This is a genomic window from Parashewanella hymeniacidonis, from assembly GCF_016900895.1.
GTDB classification, from domain to species: Bacteria; Pseudomonadota; Gammaproteobacteria; order Enterobacterales; family Shewanellaceae; genus Parashewanella; species Parashewanella hymeniacidonis.
The window spans coordinates 1-18,645 of sequence record NZ_JAFEUN010000057.1 but is presented as its reverse complement, the minus strand read 5'-3'; the positions used below and the strand labels follow the sequence as shown (position 1 = coordinate 18,645).

The window sequence follows — 18,645 nt, the reverse complement described above, 5'->3', positions numbered from 1 at the left end:
TATGAATGAAAAACTCACATTCCAAGAAAAGTTAGATCATGAACTGAAACTGCATGAAGGTGACAGAGTTTCAACTTTTGAGTATGAAGATCAGAAGTATTGGTTAAAACAAACTGAGCAAGTGTGTGGGATCATGAAGTTACTAAAGGGTGATGCCAATAGAGCTTTACGCAGAGAAGTATGTAAAATCTGTAAGCTTGAACGTAGACATGCCCCTGTTCCTCATATTGTGTGTAAGCAAAAAAATCTAGAAAAGTCTTACTTTGTCATTGAAGATTCAGGTAAAACGTTAAAAGACTGGCTTAACGATCCTGATTGTAACTCGGAGCAGTTAAAGCAGATTTTATTTGATTCTGCAAAAGCGTTAGCCGAACTTCATCTACTGAAGTTTGCTCATGGCCGTCCTGCATTAAGGGATATTTGTTGGCGAAATGGCAAAGTTACCTTTATTGACTTTGAATCCAACATTGCACACATGCCTGTAGAAGAGCGACAAGTGAGAGATCTATTCGTCTTCATTCATAGTTTATATCGATATCTTGGCGTTAATGTTACGTTCATTGACGGTGTCATTAACCACTATCGAAAAGTCGGTGGTGAAGCGGTTTGGCAACAAAGTCAGCAGCAAATTAGAAAATGGCAATGGCTGTATTATTTGGCTTATTTATTTCGTTTTAAAGGTGGTCGAGATATAAAACCGATTTATTGGGTGCTGAAACACTTTAAAGAAGCGCCTCGTGTACGTTCAGCTGAAGAAGTGGGTGCTTAACACACCCATTTTGTTATTACTGATTGCTCAAGTCTTCATAGAGTGTATTAATCCATTTATCTTCTGTAATAAAGCGCCAACTCCACGGCTTTAATTTTGAAGGTAACCCTGATTTTTTGATTTCAGTAATCGTCTTTTTTGCCGCAATTTGTTGCTCCATCCAATGGATACTTTCATCCATCATGAGCTTGAACTTCATTAAGTCTTTTTTTGTTGCAAGGGCTCCATGACCAGGAATGACTTTCGTTTTATCAGTAATGATGTTTAATACATGAGCGACGTTGTCTCTATAACCTTTGACAGAACCCCCACCTTTAAGATCAACATAAGGGAAGTGATCTTTAAAAAATAAGTCTCCCATGTGTACCACACTCAAATCGTCCCATACAACAACGCTATCACCATCAGTATGTCCAGGCTTAAGGTGAACTACTTTTAAAGTATCGTTATTGAAGTGGATGGAAATGCCGTTGTCGTAAGTGATAACAGGAAGTGCTTTGGCATCAATGTCTTTATTTGATTTTAATCGCTTGAGAACATTATGGTGAGCCATAATAGTACCGTGTGCCCCAAAATGTTCGTTGCCACCGACATGATCGCCATGATAGTGAGTATTGATGATGTATTTAGGTGAACCTTGCTTGATTTTGGCCAGTTCGTTCTCAATTTTATCTGCTAACGGAGCGAATTGATCATCAATAATCAGAATACCATCCTCACCAGCTGATACGCCGATATTTCCACCCGAACCTGTGAACATATAGGTCGACTTTGATAGTTGCTGAGAGCTGATTGTTACGTCGTCGAAGCGGCTGTTTGCTTGTGATGATAGGCTAAATAGATAAAATGTGAGTAGCGTAATCATTGCGTTTTTCATACTTTTCCTTGTTGTTTTATTGTTATTAACTGAATAAGAAAGCATTTAAATGAGTTTTATTTCATAGGTTTGATAGCATATAGAATAAAGACAAAATCTAACAGAGCCTTTAATTATCCAATAGAATTCCTCAAGTTTAAGCGCTTTAGGATTTCATATGATGAATCGATATTTATTGTTAGCTTTGGTAGGTTTTGTTCCTTTCGTACAAGCACAAATTAATTGTGAAGCTACGTACCGCTATTTTGATGGCTCGAATTGGCAAACGAAAACTCAAAAGCTTGAAGAAACTTATAATGCAGGAAATATTCGGGCATTAGAGGCTCAAAGAAGTGAAGCTTATTATTCGGTTAATATTAATACTCAAGCAGTCATTAAACATAAACCTGATATAACATTAACGATTTCTCTCCCACCTAATTACCTATACGGTACTACATCAGAGTTTTCTAGCCAAAATGGTTCAAGTTATTTGTTAGCCTATAGTAAAAAGGGAGCAGACATGAAGGTTGAATGTAATAAACCTTAATAATTATATTTTCTCTCAAAAAAGAGGATGCGTTTGCATCCTCTGGCATTTTAATTAAGACGGTAACCATCTCAACCAGCGTTTAGAAATGTGATTCGACTTCTCAAGCTGAATCCCTGCTTTATATCTCATGCGATATAAGGCCTGATAACACAAAGGTACAAGATATAAACTGGTGATAGTTGAGAATGCTAAACCACCGATAATCGCAATTGCCATTGGTGAGTATGGCGGGCCCCCACCACCGATTTTGGTTTCACCGAGTGCAAGAGGTAATAAACCAAGAATGGTGGTACTTACCGTCATTAATACTGGACGTAAACGTGTAATACACACCTGACTAATGGTTTCTGTAAGCTTATTGAGCTTAGGTTGCATTTGATTAATCTGATCAACCAGTACAATTCCGTTGTTTACTACGACTCCAATTAAGATCAATATCCCGATCATCGCCATAACGCCCATAGAATTACCACTGAACATCATCGCCCAAAAAACGCCTGTTATCGAATATAGAATTGAGGTGATGATGGCCGTTGGTAACAACAATGATTCAAATAGCGCTGCCATGACAATATAAATCATTGCAACAGCCAGAATCATATTGGTCAGCATAATGGCTTGATCTTCATTTTGACGCTCAAAGGCGCCACGTAATGAATATTTATAACCATGCGGGAACTGGATTGAATCTAGTGCTTCGGTGATTTTCTCCTGTGCATCGTCCACTGAAATCTCGTCCATACTCGCACCAATATTTAATGCCGTTTGACGGTCATAGTGACGGATGGTTTCCAGACGAGGCTGGGTCTTTATCGTCGCTAAATTATCCAAAGTGTATACCCGTTCACCAATTTTGATGACAGGGAGCTCTTTTAATTTATCTAACGACTTTTGCCAGCTTTTATCATAAGCCAGTTCAATGCGTAACTCACCACTTGGATCATGACGGTATGAACGCAGCTGTGTACCACGCAATGCAAGAGAAATATTTCGGGCAACTTGGCGTAATTCCACTCCAAGACGTGAAGCCATCACCGGATTAATGATAATCACCACTTCTTGCTGACCGGTGCTGAGTTCAGAGCGAACATCAACCAAACCTTCAATATTTTGGATTAGCGGTATCACTTGCTCGCTGATTCGAATCAGCTCGCTGGTTGAGCGTCCGGTAAGTGAAATACGAACACCGTCGTTATCTCTTCCCCAGCCAAACTGAGGCTTAGCAATACTGAATTTAGGAAATCCTTCACGTATCTCTTCTTTCAGTTTTTTTAGATCAGCTTTGGTATCCTTTTTTAAAATTAATGTGGATTGTGCTCGATCAGGGTTGTAATAACTGTACACCGAGTCAATATGGAATTTATCTTGATTGGCGTATAGATAGTCTTCCATTTCAGAGACTAAGGACTCGACAACTTCAACGGTATGTCGCCCCTCAATCATGTAATTGATGAAGAGGCGATCTGAGTTTTCTCCACCACCGTCATTACCTTGAATTACACCAAGTGGTAGTGCCGTTGAAACCAGAATTAAAATAGCGATAAAGCCTGAAAGTTTAGGTCTAGTGAGCACCCAAGATAAGCTTTTATGATAAGCGTTTTGTAGTTTGTCGCTTTCTTTTTTCGGCTTTGGCTTGAAGTTAAGCTTCCTGATCATGAGTGGTAACAAGGTTTTTGAAACCAATAATGACGCTAAAAGAGATACACAAATTGCAATTGAGACATGTTCTAAGAACACAGTAAGCTCAACTTTCACCCCGAAGATATTGGGCAAAAACACTACAGCAGTAGTTAAGGTTCCAGCCATAACTGCAAGGGCAACTTTATCAACGCCCGATAAAATGGCTTGAGTAGCGGGTGTATTAGCTGGTTCATTTTCACGCTCCTGCAACACACTTTCAGTGATCACGACGGCGTTATCAATCAACATACCAATGGCAAGCAGTAACCCCATCATGGATAGGATATTCAAGCTGTAACCTAAGAAGTACATGACTGCGAGTGTCATACAAATCGAGATTGGCACAGAAGCGACAATGACCATGGTGAGTTTTAAGTCACGCAAAAATAAGTACAATACACCGAACGAAAGTAGGGCACCGATTAAACCTGAAATCAGTAGATCTTTCAGTGATGATTTAACACCAAAAGCTTGGTCTTCCATGATGTAAAGCTTGATGCCACTGAATTGCGGGTCTTGCTTTACGGCATTGATAACCTTGATCACTCTGTTTGATACTTGTACTAAGTTAGCACCAGATTCTTTAAATACATCCAAACCCACAGCGTATTTTTTATCAAGATGGCGGCCTTCTTCAGCTTCTGGTAATGCAAAACTTACGTTTGCAACATCAGCTAAACGGAGAGATGGGGTGAGCCATAAATTACGAATGGCCTCTAGAGATCTGAATTCACCTTGTGGCGATACTTGATAGACTTTGTTGTTACTGCGTAAATTGCCTGCATTAATCACAAAATTTTCCGCTGCCAGTTTACGATTTAACTCCGCAACGGGCATGCCTGATGCCAGTAACCTATCGACATCAATACGAACTTCGATTTGCTTTTGCTCGACACCATACAAACTGACTTGTGACACTCCGTCAATGCGCTCTAGCGGTTTTTTAAGTTGTTTGTCGAGTAAATCAAATGCACCAGATAATTCACGTTGGCTTGATAAACGAATATTGAGCACTGGCATGTCAGACGTTGAGAACTGTTGAACAAAAATACGCTCCACATCATCCGGTAATAAGTGACTGACAGCATCGATTTTTTCACGAGCCTCTAGCCCTTTACTTGCTACGTTTTCGCCCCATTTCATATCAAGACGAATATTCACACCGTTTTGGTCTGACCATGAACGCATTCTGTCGATGCCTGTCATAGTCGCTAAAGACTCTTCAAGTACTTGAGTTACTTCACGCTCCACTTCAGCAGGTGATGAACCTCGATAAGGCACATTGACATTGATTTGTGGAATATCAATACCCGGAAACATCTCCAATGGCAGCAGTCTCGTTGCCGCCATTCCGAATAACAGAATGGCGATAAAAAACATGCTGGTGGTTACAGGGCGTTTAATCGCAAGTTTAGTAATGCTCATTATGCGCCCTCCATTACTGGTTCTAGTTGTTCTTCTTTATCGAACTGCTTTCTGTCAAATAGAGCATATAAAACTGGAATGACAACTAAAGTAAGCAGAGTCGATAAAATCAAACCGAAAATCACCGTAATCGCCATTGGAGCACGAATCTCACTTCCATCACCCAAGCCTATCGCCATAGGTAATAAACCTAATGACGTTGTCATTGTGGTCATCATAATTGGGCGTAGGCGAGAGTGAGCTGCTTCTTTAATGGCTTCTAGCTTGTCTGTACCGTCAGCACGTAACTGATTAATGCGGTCAACCAATACAATGGCATTGTTCACCACGATACCCGCCAACATGATTAAGCCGATAAATACAATTACGCTTAAATGAGTTTGGGTAATGAACAGGCCGAAGATACTGCCTGTTACTGCCATAGGTACGGCAATCAAAATCAGCAGTGGATGTAATAACGACTCAAACTGACTCGCCATCACCAAATAAACTAAGAATACTGCCAGTAATAATGCAATTTGCAATGAACGGAACGAGTGTTCCATTTCTTCGTTTTGTCCACCAATACGAGCTTGGATAGAAACTGGAATGTTTTGAGCATCCATCACGGCTTTCGCCGCAGTAACTGCATCAGCTAGGTCACCATAACCTAAATTCGCCGACACTATCGCCACACGTTGTTGTGCAACACGGCTGATTGCAGATGGACCAAGCTGAAGATTAACTTCAGCTACAGCGCTTAATGGAATAGGGCGGTCACCATCAGGATTGATGATCATTGAACCGATGTCACTGATTTGATTGCGCTCTTCTTGTTGGCTTCTTACGAGAATATCAACTTTACGATCTCTCACATTGTATTGACTGGCTACCGTACCACCAATACGTTGTGCAATACGGTTAGCAATAGTTGGCGTATCCATACCAAGCGCCGCAATGCGTGCATGATCAAATTCAATGCTGAGCTCAGGTTGACCATCTCGTAAGCTGGTATTTAAGTCAGTAAAACGATTCGATTCTGAAAGGGCTCCGATTAATTTATCAGCCGTTGTTTTCAGTTGATCAATATCATAGCCACTCAATTCAATCTCAAGCGGTGTTTTGAAGCTGAATAACTCTGGATGTTGGATCTTGGCATCTAACTCAGGAATTAAACGAGTCTTTTTACGCAAAATTTCACTGACTTCTTCATAGCCGTTACTGTTGTTAAGTACAACCTGTAAACGCCCCCAGTTTTCGCCACCACGGCTGGTATCAGAGGTCATTAAACCACCGCTGCCAGCTTGGCTGTATAAATGTTTAACTTGTGGATGACCCGTTACAGAGGTTGCAAGTTGTTGCAGTACACGATCTGTTTGTGAAACTTCGGTACCTGGCGGTAATTGCACCTCAACATAAAACTCACCTTGGTTCATTGGTGGAATTAACTCCATACCTAGCCGAGGTGCGAGACTACCTGCGGCAGCAGAAATAACAATCGCAATCGTCAGGCTTAACCACTTATGTGATAGCGCACCGTTTAAAAGAGTATGATAACTGCGTTCTAAACCACGATATATCCAGTTAAATGCAATGATGATGGGTTTAAGGATCATTCCTGAAAGCCAAGCAATCAGCTTCCCCAGAGTCAAAGTAAAGGTCAGTAAAAATGCTGGAACAATGCTAAAAAGAAGAACAAACGGAAATAGCAGTATTTTTTTACTGTAAAAACCAAACTTACCTAATTTAGTGTTTGGAACTGATTCTTTTTCTACTTCTTGATGTTGAGGTGCTTTTAATCCTTCTCTTGACGCAAGCATCGGAATCGCTGTCAGCGCAACCAATAATGAAGCTAATAGGGCAAAGGCAACGGTTAAGGCTTGATCTGAAAACAGTGCACCTGCAATGCCATCAACAAAGACCAAAGGTACGAATACTGCCAAAGTGGTTAACGTCGATGCAAAAATTGCGCCTGAGACTTCTTTGGTCCCCGTGATAGCTGCCTGAACACGGCTCATGCCTTGTGCTTTACAACGGTCAATGTTTTCTAATACGACAATGGCGTTATCCACCAAGAGGCCAACCGCAAGTGCGATTCCACCTAGTGACATAATGTTTAAACTAATGCCTGAGAAGAACATCATATTGAACGTTGCGATAACCGATAGCGGAATAGAAATAGAAATAATCAGGGTTGGAACAATGTCACGTAAGAAAAGATAAATAACCAGCATCGCCAGCAAACTACCAATCAAGGCAGCTGAGGTAACTTCATTTATGGCACTTTCAATAAATTCTGACTGATCGTAAATCAGTTTAACTTCACCCAGATTAGGGTTGCTATTCAGAGTATCGATTTCAGCTTTTAAACGCTTAGCGACGGCGACGGTATTAGCATCGCCTTCTTTATAAATGGCAAGTTCAATAGACTCTTGATTACCTATACGCGTCATATCACTGCGTTCTTTAAAAGCATCAGTGATTTCGGCGACTTCAAATAAACGAACGAGTTTTTGGGCATCACGATATACAATTACTTGTCCGAGTTCGTTCAAGTTATTGAATTGATTTAATGTCCGAACCAAATATTCTTTGTTGCCTTGAACAACCTTGCCGGCTGATAAATTCAAGTTTTCGGCCGCAATGCGATTTCTGATTTTTTCAGCATTCAGATTCAACTGAGCCAGTTTATCTTGGTCGAGCTGTATGTGAACTTCTTGTTCTAAGCCGCCAGACAAGCGAACAGAAGCAACACCTGATAGAGCTTCAAGTCGACGCTTCAACTCTTCTTCGCCATAGGTACGCATTTGCTTAAGTTTGCTGTCAGAAGCATCGGGTACTGATAACGCCAAACGCATGATCGGATCTAAGTTTGGATTAAAGCGAAGCAGCAAAGGTTTTTTAACGTCTAGTGGTAGCTCAATGGTGTCGAGTTTCTCACGAGTATCCAAACTCGCTAAATCCATGTCTGTGCCCCATTCAAATTCTAGGACCACATCAGACATACTGGCACGAGAAACTGAGCTGACTTTTCGCAGCCCTTTAACGACACCAACTGACTCTTCGATGGGCTTGGCTATCAGTTGTTCAACTTCGACTGGGGCAGCTCCGGCATATAAAGTACGAATGGTTAGGGTTGGGTAACTCAAGTCAGGAAGGAGCTTCACGGCAAGGCGTGAAAAGCCTACCATCCCAAACAAAATAATGGCCAGCATAAACATCCAAACGGTAACAGGCCGTTTAACTGACGTAGCGATAACAGACATAGAGTGATTCCTTTTGCTTAAACTTTATTCTTATTGCTATGTCGTCGTGCCCGAAGGATGTCAGGCACGACAATTCGCTTATTTAGCTGCAATTTTCGTTTCGGTAGGGTTTATGACTTCTACATCTGATTGATCTTTAAGGTTGTGTTGTCCGCGGATAACGATTTCATCACCTTGATTTACACCGTTAGTGATTTCCACAAGGCCATTTTGCTGATAGCCAACTTTTACATCGTTAAGTTGTGCTTTACCTTCATTGACAGTATAGATAGCGTAGCTGTTGTCTTGGTTGATTAATGCGCTATAAGGTACAACGGTGACATCGGTATGAGTGTCGTATTGAAGTTCGGCACGCGTAAACATACCTGCTTTAAACTTGTCTTCTGAGTTAGGTAATAACAGGGTTACCTTGAAGGTACCACTTTCAGCGTCTACAACAGGACTGATACGTATCACTTTAGCTATAGAAGCATACTGGCTATTCAAGTTGCTTGTGATGGTTGCATTCTGGTCAAGCTTTAAACTCGCCAATTGTTGCTCAGGAAGGTGAACAATACCGTGAAGTTCATTCTGGCGAACGACATAAAACAGCGGTTCAAACTCTTTAACCATGTTGCCTGCTTTAACGTGGCGTTTGGCTACTACGCCATCTATCGGCGAGCGAACCTCACTTTCTGTCAACTGAAGCTTAGCAAGATCTCGCTGGGCTTTTGCTGCTTGGAGGTTGAACTCAAGCTTAGATATCGCATCTGCGCTGACAAATTGCTTATTCGTCATTTTGTTTAGACGGTTGAGTTCTTGCTCAATCACTTTAACGTTTGCTTGAGACTGTTGGTATTGATAAAGCTGACGTCTAGCATCAATCGTTGCTAAAAGTTGGCCTTTTTTAACTTTGTCGCCTTCTTCAATATGGAGCTTTTCAATTAGACCTGCTACACGAGTAACAACCTCTGCTTCTTCTGGTGCTTCTAGCGTGGCTGTCGTGCTATAGAAAGAGCCTACATTTCCTGTACTAACTAAAGCCGTTTCGACAGGAATCGCATAGATTTCTTCTTTCTTCTCTTCAGCTTGATTTTGACTACATGCTGTCAATGCACCAGCTAACACAACTGGTAGGAGAATGGTTAATTTGCCCAAGTTTTTCATTTTTCCAAATCCCTTGCTCATTAGAGTTTTCTTAACTGATGACTAATAAGCTAGGAGTATGCCAAACTTAAAATGCATAGTTATTACAGTTGTTTAATGTAAATTTAGGCCGGTTTAAGCTAATGCTGGTTAGCTGCAATGTTAGTTATTTAGTGAGATTGTTAAAAAGGTGGGAAATCTAACTAACTTAAATTGAGGCAAATTAAATAAGGCACCAAGAAAGGTGCCTGAATAAAAAAGTTAATGCATTTGGTTGTTCAGTTGCTCAACGACAATTGACCAGTCAGCATCTTCATGGATAAGTTGATGTAAAAGTTGAGCTTGAGAAACACTCCAGAAACTGGCATTTTCAAGCCGAGTAGTTTTATTCAGAGGTGAATGCAGTTTAATGAAATTCTCAATTTCTTTAGGTTCACTGTCTAAACCGAGTTGTTGAAACAAGGTTGTCATATTGTGTGCTATTGATTCCATGGTGTGTTCTCAACGTCATTTGATATGGCAACTTCAGATTACACATCAACTGGATTGTTACATAGTCAACTTAGATTTAAGTTATTCAAAATAGTTTGGTAAGCATTAACATTATTAAATTGTTTATAATTTAAATCTACTTGTTGGCTTAACAACGATGCAATGATAATTCCTCTTGCTGCTGAATCACCTCCAGCCATTACGTTTTGAGTCATGGCTTCATTAAAGTCGTTTTCGTGTTTCAACAGAATTTGAATCACGCCAGGTAATGATGAATTTATCGAACAATCAACGCCAAAGCTGCTGAGCGCCTTCTGTGAATCTTGTTCTTTGGCATCAATGCCTTTATGAATAAGGCTTTTAATCGTGGACTCGGGCAGGGAATGATATTGATTTAATAATGCATCAGCTATCGAACGTCCAGATAGCATGTTTAAAGCGACTTTTGCAAAATATATTACAGCATCAGTTACGTCGGGGTGGTTATGCAGAGCAGTAGTCAGTTCGGTGACTTTCGATAAACGCATCTCTTGTTCTGCGTAATATGAAAAGAGTAATGCAAAAAAAGCGGCGCCAGCGAGGTCATTACTTTGAGAGCCAACAGGGTCTTCGTGATTAGCGGCAATATTTTCCAAGGTTTTCTTACTTGCACCATCGATATAACCCTGATATTGAGTGATAAAAGCACACCATTCAGTTTTAAACGTTTGTAATTCAAAACCGTTATTTCTATGAAAATGCTTAAGCATAAAAAGCATTAGATCGCCATAATGAGTCAAGTCACCTTTGCGTTTTCCTTTATGGTAACTATCGGATAAAGGTGCAGTTACTTCTGTTATGTGACCAAATTTATCTTTGATTTTGGCTAGACCGTATATCCAGTGTGGACCAAGGGCGAAAGCATCGCCGTAAAAAGCAGCCATGATCATTGTGTTAGTTCTACCTAAGGCATCCATTTTAAACTCCAAAAATAAAAAGGCGTCTACATAGTGGCGCCTTTGGTTGCCTAGTTCAAATAGCAATTATTCCTGAGTGTTCTTAAGCTCTGATGCTAAAGTTCCTCGATCGGCCTTAGGTAGAAGCAAGTTCATTAAAATACCAACCACACCACATAAACTGATGCCTGTTAAACTAAACTGAGCGGAACCCACAGACATGCCACCAATACCGAGAACAAGGATAGTCGCAACAATGCATAGATTTCGCTGATGGCTTAAATCAACATTGTTCTTGACTAAGCTGCTCATTCCTACTGCTGCAATTGAACCAAAGAGAAGAATCAAAATACCGCCCATTACTGGAGTTGGAATTGATTGCAATAATGCTCCTAACTTACCACAAAATGCCAGTAGAATCGCAAAGCACGCAGCCCAAGTCATGGTGACGGGATTGAAGTTTTTCGTCAGCATCACTGCACCAGTAACTTCTGAATAAGTCGTATTAGGTGGTGCGCCAAAACAAGCGGCGACACTGGTAGCAATACCATCACCAGTTAGCGTTCTATGTAAACCTGGTTTCTTCACGTAGTCTTTGCCTGCAACATTACCAATAGCAAGTACATCACCAATATGTTCAATAGCTGGAGCAATGGCGACGGGTAACATAAATAAGATGACTTGCCAGTTAAACTCAGGTGCAACAAAATTTGGCATAGCAATCCACGCCGCTTCGGTAACTATAGAGCCGTCCAACATTCCCAATGTGGCAGCCGCAATAGAGCCAACAATAATGCCGCACAAAATTGGAATGAGACGGAACAATCCTTTGGCTAAAGTGGCTACCAAAAGTGTCGTAACTAGGGCTAGCATGGAAACAATAAGTGCATCTTGGTAAGGGAATAGTTCAATTGAACCGTCTCCTGATTTCCCCATGGCCATTTGCACGGCCACAGGGGCTAAACTTAAACCAATTACCATGATCACTGGGCCAACAACAACTGGGGGTAATACTTTTTCTAAAAACGCAGTACCTCGCCATCTAACGAACTGACCTAAGATGAGATAAGTGAATCCAACAGCAATTAAGCCACCCATTGTTGGTGCCATGCCCCAGGTTTGGATACTGAATGATATTGGCGCGATAAAAGCAAAAGAAGAAGCCAAGAAAACAGGCACCATTCTTTTCGTGACCAATTGAAAGAGCAAGGTACCGATACCGGCTCCAAACATGGCAACGCTTGGTTCAAGACCAGTCAAAATTGGCATTAATACCATAGCGCCAAACGCAACAAATAGCATTTGTGACCCAGCTAAGGCATTTTGAAATGTAGAAGTTGTATGTGGATGTTCCATTTTTGAACAATTCCTAATTATTATTGTGATTAAGAAGGGGAATGTTTTGAAAACGTGTGCATTTTAAAGTGTTTTCTACTCAATAAAAAGAATGTGAATGTTCTCAACATAGAAAACACAATTGGATAAAGTCGAAAGTGAAAAATGGGTGCCATTTGTCGCAATAAATCGCAATGTTTATTCGCAAGGGAAAGGATAGAAAATTCAATTGTGAACGTTAAGTTAAATATTGTTGGTTTTATGAACTCTCATCCACAGCAAACTGTCAAAAAGATATTACACTTATTTAAACTTATATAATCTAATGAGAAAAAAGGAAAAAATATGAAAAGGTTATTTTTGGTAGCGCTTGCAACTTTATTTATATTTGGGTGTGCGTCAAGGGTGTCCACAGCAGATAGAAATGCAGCTTACGCTGATTTTATTCAAACAAATAACTTACAAAGTATCAATCGGATAACCAGTTTTGACTTTAACGGCTGGAGCAGTTTAAGTAATGATTACATGATTTTATCTGCGAACTTTCGAAAAGATTATCTATTAAAGATGCAAGGTGGCTGCACAGGACTTAACTTTGCACAGGTTGTTAAACTTCACCAATTTTCAAACAATACGTTTGATAAGCTGAGCGATACCGTCTCGGTTAAAGATACAATTCCAATGCAATGCAGAGTTGCCAATATTTACCCTTTAACTCAAGATCAATCAAAAGCAATCAAACAAATCGTTAAAGAAAAGCCTCAAAAGTAGTTGAGGCTTTTAACGATGTAAAACGTAAATTAACGTTTTAAGCCTTCATTAAGAAGTGGACGCATTGTTTTCACAAGATTCAGCGTTACTTTTGGTGAGCCTGCAACGATGTTACCAGAAGTCATGTAATTGTGGTTACCAGTAAAGTCAGTAACAGTACCGCCAGCTTCACGACAGATAAGATCACCCGCTGCGATATCCCATGGCTTAAGGCCAATTTCAAAATACCCATCCATACGCCCCGCTGCAACATATGCTAGGTCTAATGCTGCAGAACCGCCACGGCGAATATCACCACACTTGTTGAACACTTCAGAGATAATACTCATGTAGGTTTCAGTGTGTTGGCGAGCTTTGAATGGGAAAGCTGTAGCTAAAATAGTGCCGTTTAAATCATTTACGTTTGTAACGCGAATACGGTAATCATTTAATTTAGCGCCTTGACCACGAGTAGCAGAGAATAACTCTTCACGAACAGGGTCATAGATTACAGCTACTTCAGTTTTTCCTTTGTACTGAAGTGCAATAGATACAGCGAAGTGTGGAATACCACGAACGAAGTTAGTCGTTCCATCAAGAGGATCAACAATCCACATATAATCTTTATTCTCACCACGGTTTTCACCGTCTTCTTCACCCACAATTGTGTGATCAGGGTAAGATTTACGAATTTGATATGTGATAGCAGCTTCCGCTTCTTTATCCACGTTAGTAACGAAGTCATTCAGACCTTTAGTCGAAACTTCAACTTGATCTAATTCTTGATAAGCACGCATAATTGTTTTGCCGGCAGCGCGAGCAGCGCGGACAGCGATAGTCATCATCGGATGCATTGCAATCCCCTGGATGTTAAAGAACGGAAAAATTATCGGTGCGGATTATACGCTTTTAAAAAGTATCTGCAATCCGAAATAGCCAAAAGCGTGAAATTGATGCTAGTATTCCGCTTCTGGTTTTTATTGACTCAAATAGTTAACTTCCATGCTCAACAATATCCGAGTTGTTTTAGTTGGCACTTCCCATCCTGGAAACATAGGTTCAGTCGCACGAGCGATGAAAACCATGGGCCTTACAAACTTATACTTAGCAGAACCAAGAACAGAAGTTGATGGTCAATCTATCGCCTTAGCTGCTGGTGCTGCTGACATTCTTCAAAATCTTACGAAAGTAGATTCTTTTGATGAAGCTATTGCCGATTGTTCATTAGTGGTTGCAACGAGTGCGCGCAGTCGAACGTTGGATTGGCCGATCTTAGAACCCAAAGAAGCCGGTGAACAATTGGTTTCAGAAGGTGAGTCTGGGCCTGTTGCCATTGTATTTGGTCGTGAAAATCATGGCTTATCCAATGAAGAATTACAAAAATGTAACTACCATGTAGTGATACCAGCCAATGAAGAGTACAGTTCTCTGAATTTAGCTCAAGCTGTTCAAATTGTGTGTTATGAAACAAGAATGGCTTATTTGAATAAGAACCGTAAAGTTGAAGTATTAGAAGAGTACCCAATGCAAAAAGAGCAAGAGCAATTTTTTGAGCATTTGGAAAGAACGTTGCTATCAACTGGGTTTATTATTAAGAATCATCCTGGTCAAATCATGACTAAGTTGAGGCGTTTGTTCAGTCGAGCACGAATAGAAGCGCAAGAGATGAATATTTTGCGCGGTATCTTAAGCTCTATCGAGAAAATTGCTAAGAAAGATTAAAGGTTTAAGCAATGGGTGTAATTTCGAGAATTAAAGAAGACATAGCGTCTATTTATCATCGAGATCCCGCAGCACGTAGTGCTATAGAGATCTTGTTGAACTACCCAGGAATGCATGCAATTTGGTTGCATCGAATCAGCTTCAAGCTTTGGAAGCGCAGATGGTTCCTATTTGCTCGATGTATATCGACGTTTTCTCGTTGGTTGACTGGGGTTGAAATTCACCCGGGTGCCACAATTGGCCGTCGTTTCTTTATTGATCACGGCATGGGGGTTGTGATTGGTGAAACCGCTGAAATAGGTGATGATTGTACCTTGTATCATGGCGTAACGCTTGGTGGTACGACATGGCAGTCAGGTAAACGTCACCCAACTTTAGGTAATAATGTCGTCGTTGGTGCTGGTGCGAAAGTGCTGGGTCCGATTGTTATTAGAGATGGTGCCAGAGTTGGTTCTAATTCGGTTGTTGTGAAAGAAGTGCCAGAAGAGAGAACGGTTTTAGGTATTCCTGGGCGCATTGTTGCTCAACCAACAGAAGAATCTGAAGAAAAGACACAGCGTCGCACTGAAATGGCGAAGAAATATGGCTTTGATGCCTATGCTGTTTCACCAGATAACCCAGACCCTGTTGCCAATGCGATTGGTCAAATGATGGACCATATGCACTTGATGGATTCAAAGCTGCAAGAAGTTTGTTGTGAAGTTCAACAGATGGGCGGGGAAGTTTGCACTGAAAAATTACCTGAGCTTGAGATTGAAGAGTTCAGTGATGATGAGTTAGCAGCTGCAGAGCGTCGTCAAAAGGGTATGGAAGAGTTTGACCCTATTATTTGATGCTTGGCATCATTTTTGTGCTGAAAATTAAACTTCTGCGAAGTTTATAAAACCTTAGACTTTCAGTCCAAACCCGACCAAGAAAGGGTTCTACAGCAAACCCTCTCTTGGAACTCTCCGTGCCGCCCCACAAAGTTAAACGTTACTCGTCTTACAGTAAAAATATTCTAACGCTTCCGATGGTACATCCATGTACCTCGGAAACTAGCGCAGCTTCCCTGCTGCGCTCACGATATTTTTACTGACAACTTATAACAACTTTGCCATGGGGAATCGTTGTAGCCTGCAAGGCTTTCATGCCCGAATGTTGTTATCGGGCATCCAGTGCCTTTATAAACTACGAAAAAGTTTTGTTTTGTGCTTCTTGAAAAAGGCACTAGATTACCGACACATAAAACTGTCGTTACTTCGTTTCCGGCCAGAAACATGCTGGAATGATAATTTAAAAAATTCAAATGCAGCTTAAAGGCTGATATTTACCGTCGAAGCTAAGCATTTCAGATATGATTGAATAAATGCCTAACAGCTCTGATGGTACATTTGATAGGCAGGACGGCTGAATGTCGTGAAGCACATGGATGTGCGAGAACGACTTTTACCTCAGAGTTTGGCTCGACGTCCATGTCTCGCCCACGGCATTTTGCATTTTTAACAGCTTCGATGGGGTATGTTGCAGCTCTCAACGTTATCTGAAATTACTGGCTAGGTTTTGCCTCAAAGCGTGTTTCAATTATATTTATACCCATGATACTTGAAGATGCATGTTTCAGGACTTTTTCAGCGCCAATTCTTTAAGGCGCATTAGCGAAGGAATATCGGGATTCTTTCGAGCTAATGTAACAAAGAAGAATTGGCGCTGAGAAGTCCACGCAGTGCGAGTTGCACAGCTTGTTACTCTTCGTTGCCAGTGCTAACAATAGTTCACTATTGCCGCACACTGTCGCCTTGATTAACAAGTTGTGCATTCTCGCTGAAATCGAGCATCTTCAGGTGTTATGGGTATAGTAACCATGATATAGGTTGCTGATTTCATTGATTAAGATTGATAAATTAGCTCAAGTAGATTTTGGTCAAAACTGCTAATTTACTAAGCGAACTTATTTCACAACCTAATGAAAAGAGAGCGAAACAGGGATTAATTCGCTTAAATCGTATGTGTCAGAATACATTAAATAACATCCATCGTACGGCTCTGGAGTTAACTTTGCTCCCTTATCGGCCTCGTACAAATTTAATCGATATTCAGTCATGTTTTCTGATACTTTATATTCATAAACATTACCGTTAGATAGTTCAAAGAGAATATCAGATGGCCTTTCTACATTATCGCCTATAAATGTCTGTCTGATAAATATTCCGCTTTCAATTAGCGTTTTTTCTATGCAATTGAAATAGCTTTTAGAGTAACTCATTTTTAGAGTCTCACCGCCGATCACAATTGCTTGTATGTCTTCTTGTTTAGTACCTGTTGAGGTTAATTTTAATATCATTTCATTACATACTGATTTAGAAACACAATCCTCTCTGATGTGAGCCATTATCGTTGAATGGCTCGATTTGTCCCAGAGAATTACTGCGTAGCAATCACATAAGCCTGCCGTTGTTAGATAGTCTACTTGAGGGAGGACGCAAGGATTAACTAAAGAACATTGGTCCATAGGAATATGTAAGCAATTTTTTTCATTTGAATGCTTTATGTTAAATTTTACTACTAAACTGACTGTCTCTAATTTATATAATTGTTCACCAAATTTAATATTTTTATCTAGTGTATTACTTTCAATTAAAACTATCTTGTAATAATCTCTACAGTCCTCAATATCAACAAAATGACCTGAAGGTATAGATAAAAGAATCGCATCATCATATAAAGCAGACGAACGAACTAACATCTTTAGATAGTCGATATTATTCATGCATTTATACTTAAATTTATTTTTTGGAATACACAACACACCTTTACCTGAAATCTCATTATATTCAACTGGGATATCGTATTTCACAAAATGGCTCTTAAGCTTTCGACAAAATGAAGTTGAAGGAAATTTAGTGTTTATTATTTTTGATTTAACATGTATTTCTCTTGTGGAGCAGGATTCAGGAGTATTGCAAACTGCGGGGAAGTCACTAGAAAAATTATAACCTGTTACAGGAACCACTCTTTTAATGGAAGCATCAATCATTTGATTACAACTTAATTAAATAAAAATATAATTTTATATTTAATACTGAAAGCTGTATTTTTCCATTATATTAATAATGAATAATTTCACATTTAGTATAACTTAACCTAACTATTTTATTATTGAATGCTTAATTATCCATGAAATAAATTCACCATAGCGGCCGTTGTACACACTTCTTTTTCTACATAACATGATGTATGCCCTAAGTTGTATTTTTTAGGGCTAGTCGTGGCTTTCGACAATTTAATGCTCATAATTTGATTTTGAAAGGCTTTGTCTAATGCAATCTATTGATTGTGAACTGAAACCGAAACACGTTTTTGTCCAGACCCGTGCCAGCATGATCAGCTGGCGCATTTCTGCCCCAAAGTGTGCTGGGGAACACTTCTATATATAACAATTTATACAACTTCAAATGTATGTGAAATGTTAAATATGTTTAACTAAGATATCGATTATAAGTATGCTTAAATAAATCAAACTTCTTATCATTACATTTATTATGAGTCAAATACCCAGTGCCATATTAACGCCTAATAACTTTCAGTTTCAGAGTGATATTGAACTATTTGATAATACGACAGAAACAATTGTTACTTATGAGGATAAGTCTCCAATACCTGACTCTTCTACACAAATATTATGGAAATTGAACTTATTATCGTTTCGTTGATCTGATCAGTAAATTACACTAGATAAGGCAACGCATCATGTCAATTTTCAACCAAGATCTATGGTC

Annotated in this window: 14 protein-coding genes; 5 read left to right on the top strand and 9 right to left on the bottom strand. The window is 39.9% G+C overall.

Features of this window, described 5'->3' with window-relative positions; translation table 11 throughout:
- Nucleotide 1: 1 nt before the first annotated feature.
- Nucleotides 2–769, top strand: coding sequence for a lipopolysaccharide kinase InaA family protein (locus tag JQC92_RS12365; RefSeq protein WP_204999949.1), 768 nt, complete (start codon nt 2–4; stop codon nt 767–769).
- A gap of 16 nt (nt 770–785) precedes the next feature.
- Here JQC92_RS12365 and JQC92_RS12360 read toward each other — a convergent pair whose 3' ends face one another.
- Nucleotides 786–1,646: an MBL fold metallo-hydrolase gene (locus JQC92_RS12360; protein ID WP_239480542.1), complete on the bottom strand. Its 861-nt coding sequence runs from the start codon at nt 1,644–1,646 to the stop codon at nt 786–788.
- Nucleotides 1,647–1,803: 157 nt separating this feature from the next.
- Between JQC92_RS12360 and JQC92_RS12355 the strand changes: the two genes are divergently transcribed.
- Nucleotides 1,804–2,175 carry a hypothetical protein gene (locus JQC92_RS12355; RefSeq protein ID WP_204999948.1) on the top strand — a complete coding sequence of 124 codons (372 nt, stop codon included), beginning with the start codon at nt 1,804–1,806 and terminating at the stop codon, nt 2,173–2,175.
- Between the two features lie 54 nt (nt 2,176–2,229).
- On the opposite strand, the gene JQC92_RS12350 is transcribed toward JQC92_RS12355, so the two are convergent.
- The 6 genes from JQC92_RS12350 to JQC92_RS12325 all read right to left on the bottom strand — a co-directional run bounded on the left by JQC92_RS12350 (nt 2,230) and on the right by JQC92_RS12325 (nt 12,436).
- Entirely contained in the window at nt 2,230–5,283 is a 3,054-nt protein-coding gene (locus tag JQC92_RS12350) for an efflux RND transporter permease subunit (protein ID WP_204999947.1), read from the bottom strand.
- On the bottom strand, nt 5,283–8,528 hold the full coding sequence (locus JQC92_RS12345; protein WP_204999946.1) for an efflux RND transporter permease subunit: 3,246 nt from the start codon (nt 8,526–8,528) through the stop codon (nt 5,283–5,285). The genes JQC92_RS12350 and JQC92_RS12345 overlap by 1 nt, the downstream gene beginning before the upstream one ends.
- A 78-nt stretch (nt 8,529–8,606) precedes the next feature.
- Nucleotides 8,607–9,695, bottom strand: coding sequence for an efflux RND transporter periplasmic adaptor subunit (locus JQC92_RS12340; RefSeq protein ID WP_239480541.1), 1,089 nt, complete (start codon nt 9,693–9,695; stop codon nt 8,607–8,609).
- A gap of 219 nt (nt 9,696–9,914) precedes the next feature.
- Nucleotides 9,915–10,145 carry a DUF2789 family protein gene (locus JQC92_RS12335; RefSeq protein WP_204999945.1) on the bottom strand — a complete coding sequence of 77 codons (231 nt, stop codon included), beginning with the start codon at nt 10,143–10,145 and terminating at the stop codon, nt 9,915–9,917.
- 65 nt (nt 10,146–10,210) lie between these two features.
- The gene (locus JQC92_RS12330) at nt 10,211–11,101 is read right to left on the bottom strand and encodes an ADP-ribosylglycohydrolase family protein (RefSeq protein WP_204999944.1); all 891 of its coding nucleotides are present in this window, start codon (nt 11,099–11,101) and stop codon (nt 10,211–10,213) included.
- 66 nt (nt 11,102–11,167) lie between these two features.
- Nucleotides 11,168–12,436, bottom strand: a complete 1,269-nt coding sequence (locus JQC92_RS12325) for a uracil-xanthine permease family protein (RefSeq protein WP_204999943.1) — start codon at nt 12,434–12,436, stop codon at nt 11,168–11,170.
- Nucleotides 12,437–12,760: 324 nt separating this feature from the next.
- Here JQC92_RS12325 and JQC92_RS12320 point away from each other — a divergent pair, with 324 nt between their 5' ends.
- Complete coding sequence (locus JQC92_RS12320) at nt 12,761–13,186, top strand: DUF6491 family protein (protein ID WP_204999942.1); 426 nt, start codon at nt 12,761–12,763, stop codon at nt 13,184–13,186.
- Nucleotides 13,187–13,215: 29 nt separating this feature from the next.
- Here JQC92_RS12320 and suhB read toward each other — a convergent pair whose 3' ends face one another.
- The gene (suhB, locus tag JQC92_RS12315) at nt 13,216–14,019 is read right to left on the bottom strand and encodes an inositol-1-monophosphatase (protein WP_204999941.1); all 804 of its coding nucleotides are present in this window, start codon (nt 14,017–14,019) and stop codon (nt 13,216–13,218) included.
- Nucleotides 14,020–14,167: 148 nt separating this feature from the next.
- On the opposite strand from suhB, the gene trmJ reads away from it, so the two are divergent.
- Both trmJ and cysE read left to right on the top strand, forming a co-directional pair.
- Complete coding sequence (gene trmJ, locus JQC92_RS12310; protein WP_204999940.1) at nt 14,168–14,887, top strand: tRNA (cytosine(32)/uridine(32)-2'-O)-methyltransferase TrmJ; 720 nt, start codon at nt 14,168–14,170, stop codon at nt 14,885–14,887.
- A gap of 11 nt (nt 14,888–14,898) precedes the next feature.
- Nucleotides 14,899–15,720: a serine O-acetyltransferase gene (gene cysE / locus JQC92_RS12305; RefSeq protein ID WP_204999939.1), complete on the top strand. Its 822-nt coding sequence runs from the start codon at nt 14,899–14,901 to the stop codon at nt 15,718–15,720.
- Nucleotides 15,721–16,829: 1,109 nt separating this feature from the next.
- On the opposite strand, the gene JQC92_RS12300 is transcribed toward cysE, so the two are convergent.
- Nucleotides 16,830–17,903, bottom strand: coding sequence for a hypothetical protein (locus JQC92_RS12300; RefSeq protein ID WP_204999938.1), 1,074 nt, complete (start codon nt 17,901–17,903; stop codon nt 16,830–16,832).
- Nucleotides 17,904–18,645: the final 742 nt, after the last annotated feature.

Bases quoted from the DNA above. Each gene is read 5' to 3' on its own strand.
- JQC92_RS12365 (WP_204999949.1), top strand. From the start codon at position 2: ATGAATGAAAAACTCACATTCCAAGAAAAGTTAGATCATGAACTGAAA.
- JQC92_RS12360 (WP_239480542.1), bottom strand. From the start codon at position 1,646: ATGAAAAACGCAATGATTACGCTACTCACATTTTATCTATTTAGCCTA.
- JQC92_RS12355 (WP_204999948.1), top strand. From the start codon at position 1,804: ATGATGAATCGATATTTATTGTTAGCTTTGGTAGGTTTTGTTCCTTTC.
- JQC92_RS12350 (WP_204999947.1), bottom strand. From the start codon at position 5,283: ATGAGCATTACTAAACTTGCGATTAAACGCCCTGTAACCACCAGCATG.
- JQC92_RS12345 (WP_204999946.1), bottom strand. From the start codon at position 8,528: ATGTCTGTTATCGCTACGTCAGTTAAACGGCCTGTTACCGTTTGGATG.
- JQC92_RS12340 (WP_239480541.1), bottom strand. From the start codon at position 9,695: ATGAGCAAGGGATTTGGAAAAATGAAAAACTTGGGCAAATTAACCATT.
- JQC92_RS12335 (WP_204999945.1), bottom strand. From the start codon at position 10,145: ATGGAATCAATAGCACACAATATGACAACCTTGTTTCAACAACTCGGT.
- JQC92_RS12330 (WP_204999944.1), bottom strand. From the start codon at position 11,101: ATGGATGCCTTAGGTAGAACTAACACAATGATCATGGCTGCTTTTTAC.
- JQC92_RS12325 (WP_204999943.1), bottom strand. From the start codon at position 12,436: ATGGAACATCCACATACAACTTCTACATTTCAAAATGCCTTAGCTGGG.
- JQC92_RS12320 (WP_204999942.1), top strand. From the start codon at position 12,761: ATGAAAAGGTTATTTTTGGTAGCGCTTGCAACTTTATTTATATTTGGG.
- suhB (WP_204999941.1), bottom strand. From the start codon at position 14,019: ATGCATCCGATGATGACTATCGCTGTCCGCGCTGCTCGCGCTGCCGGC.
- trmJ (WP_204999940.1), top strand. From the start codon at position 14,168: ATGCTCAACAATATCCGAGTTGTTTTAGTTGGCACTTCCCATCCTGGA.
- cysE (WP_204999939.1), top strand. From the start codon at position 14,899: ATGGGTGTAATTTCGAGAATTAAAGAAGACATAGCGTCTATTTATCAT.
- JQC92_RS12300 (WP_204999938.1), bottom strand. From the start codon at position 17,903: ATGATTGATGCTTCCATTAAAAGAGTGGTTCCTGTAACAGGTTATAAT.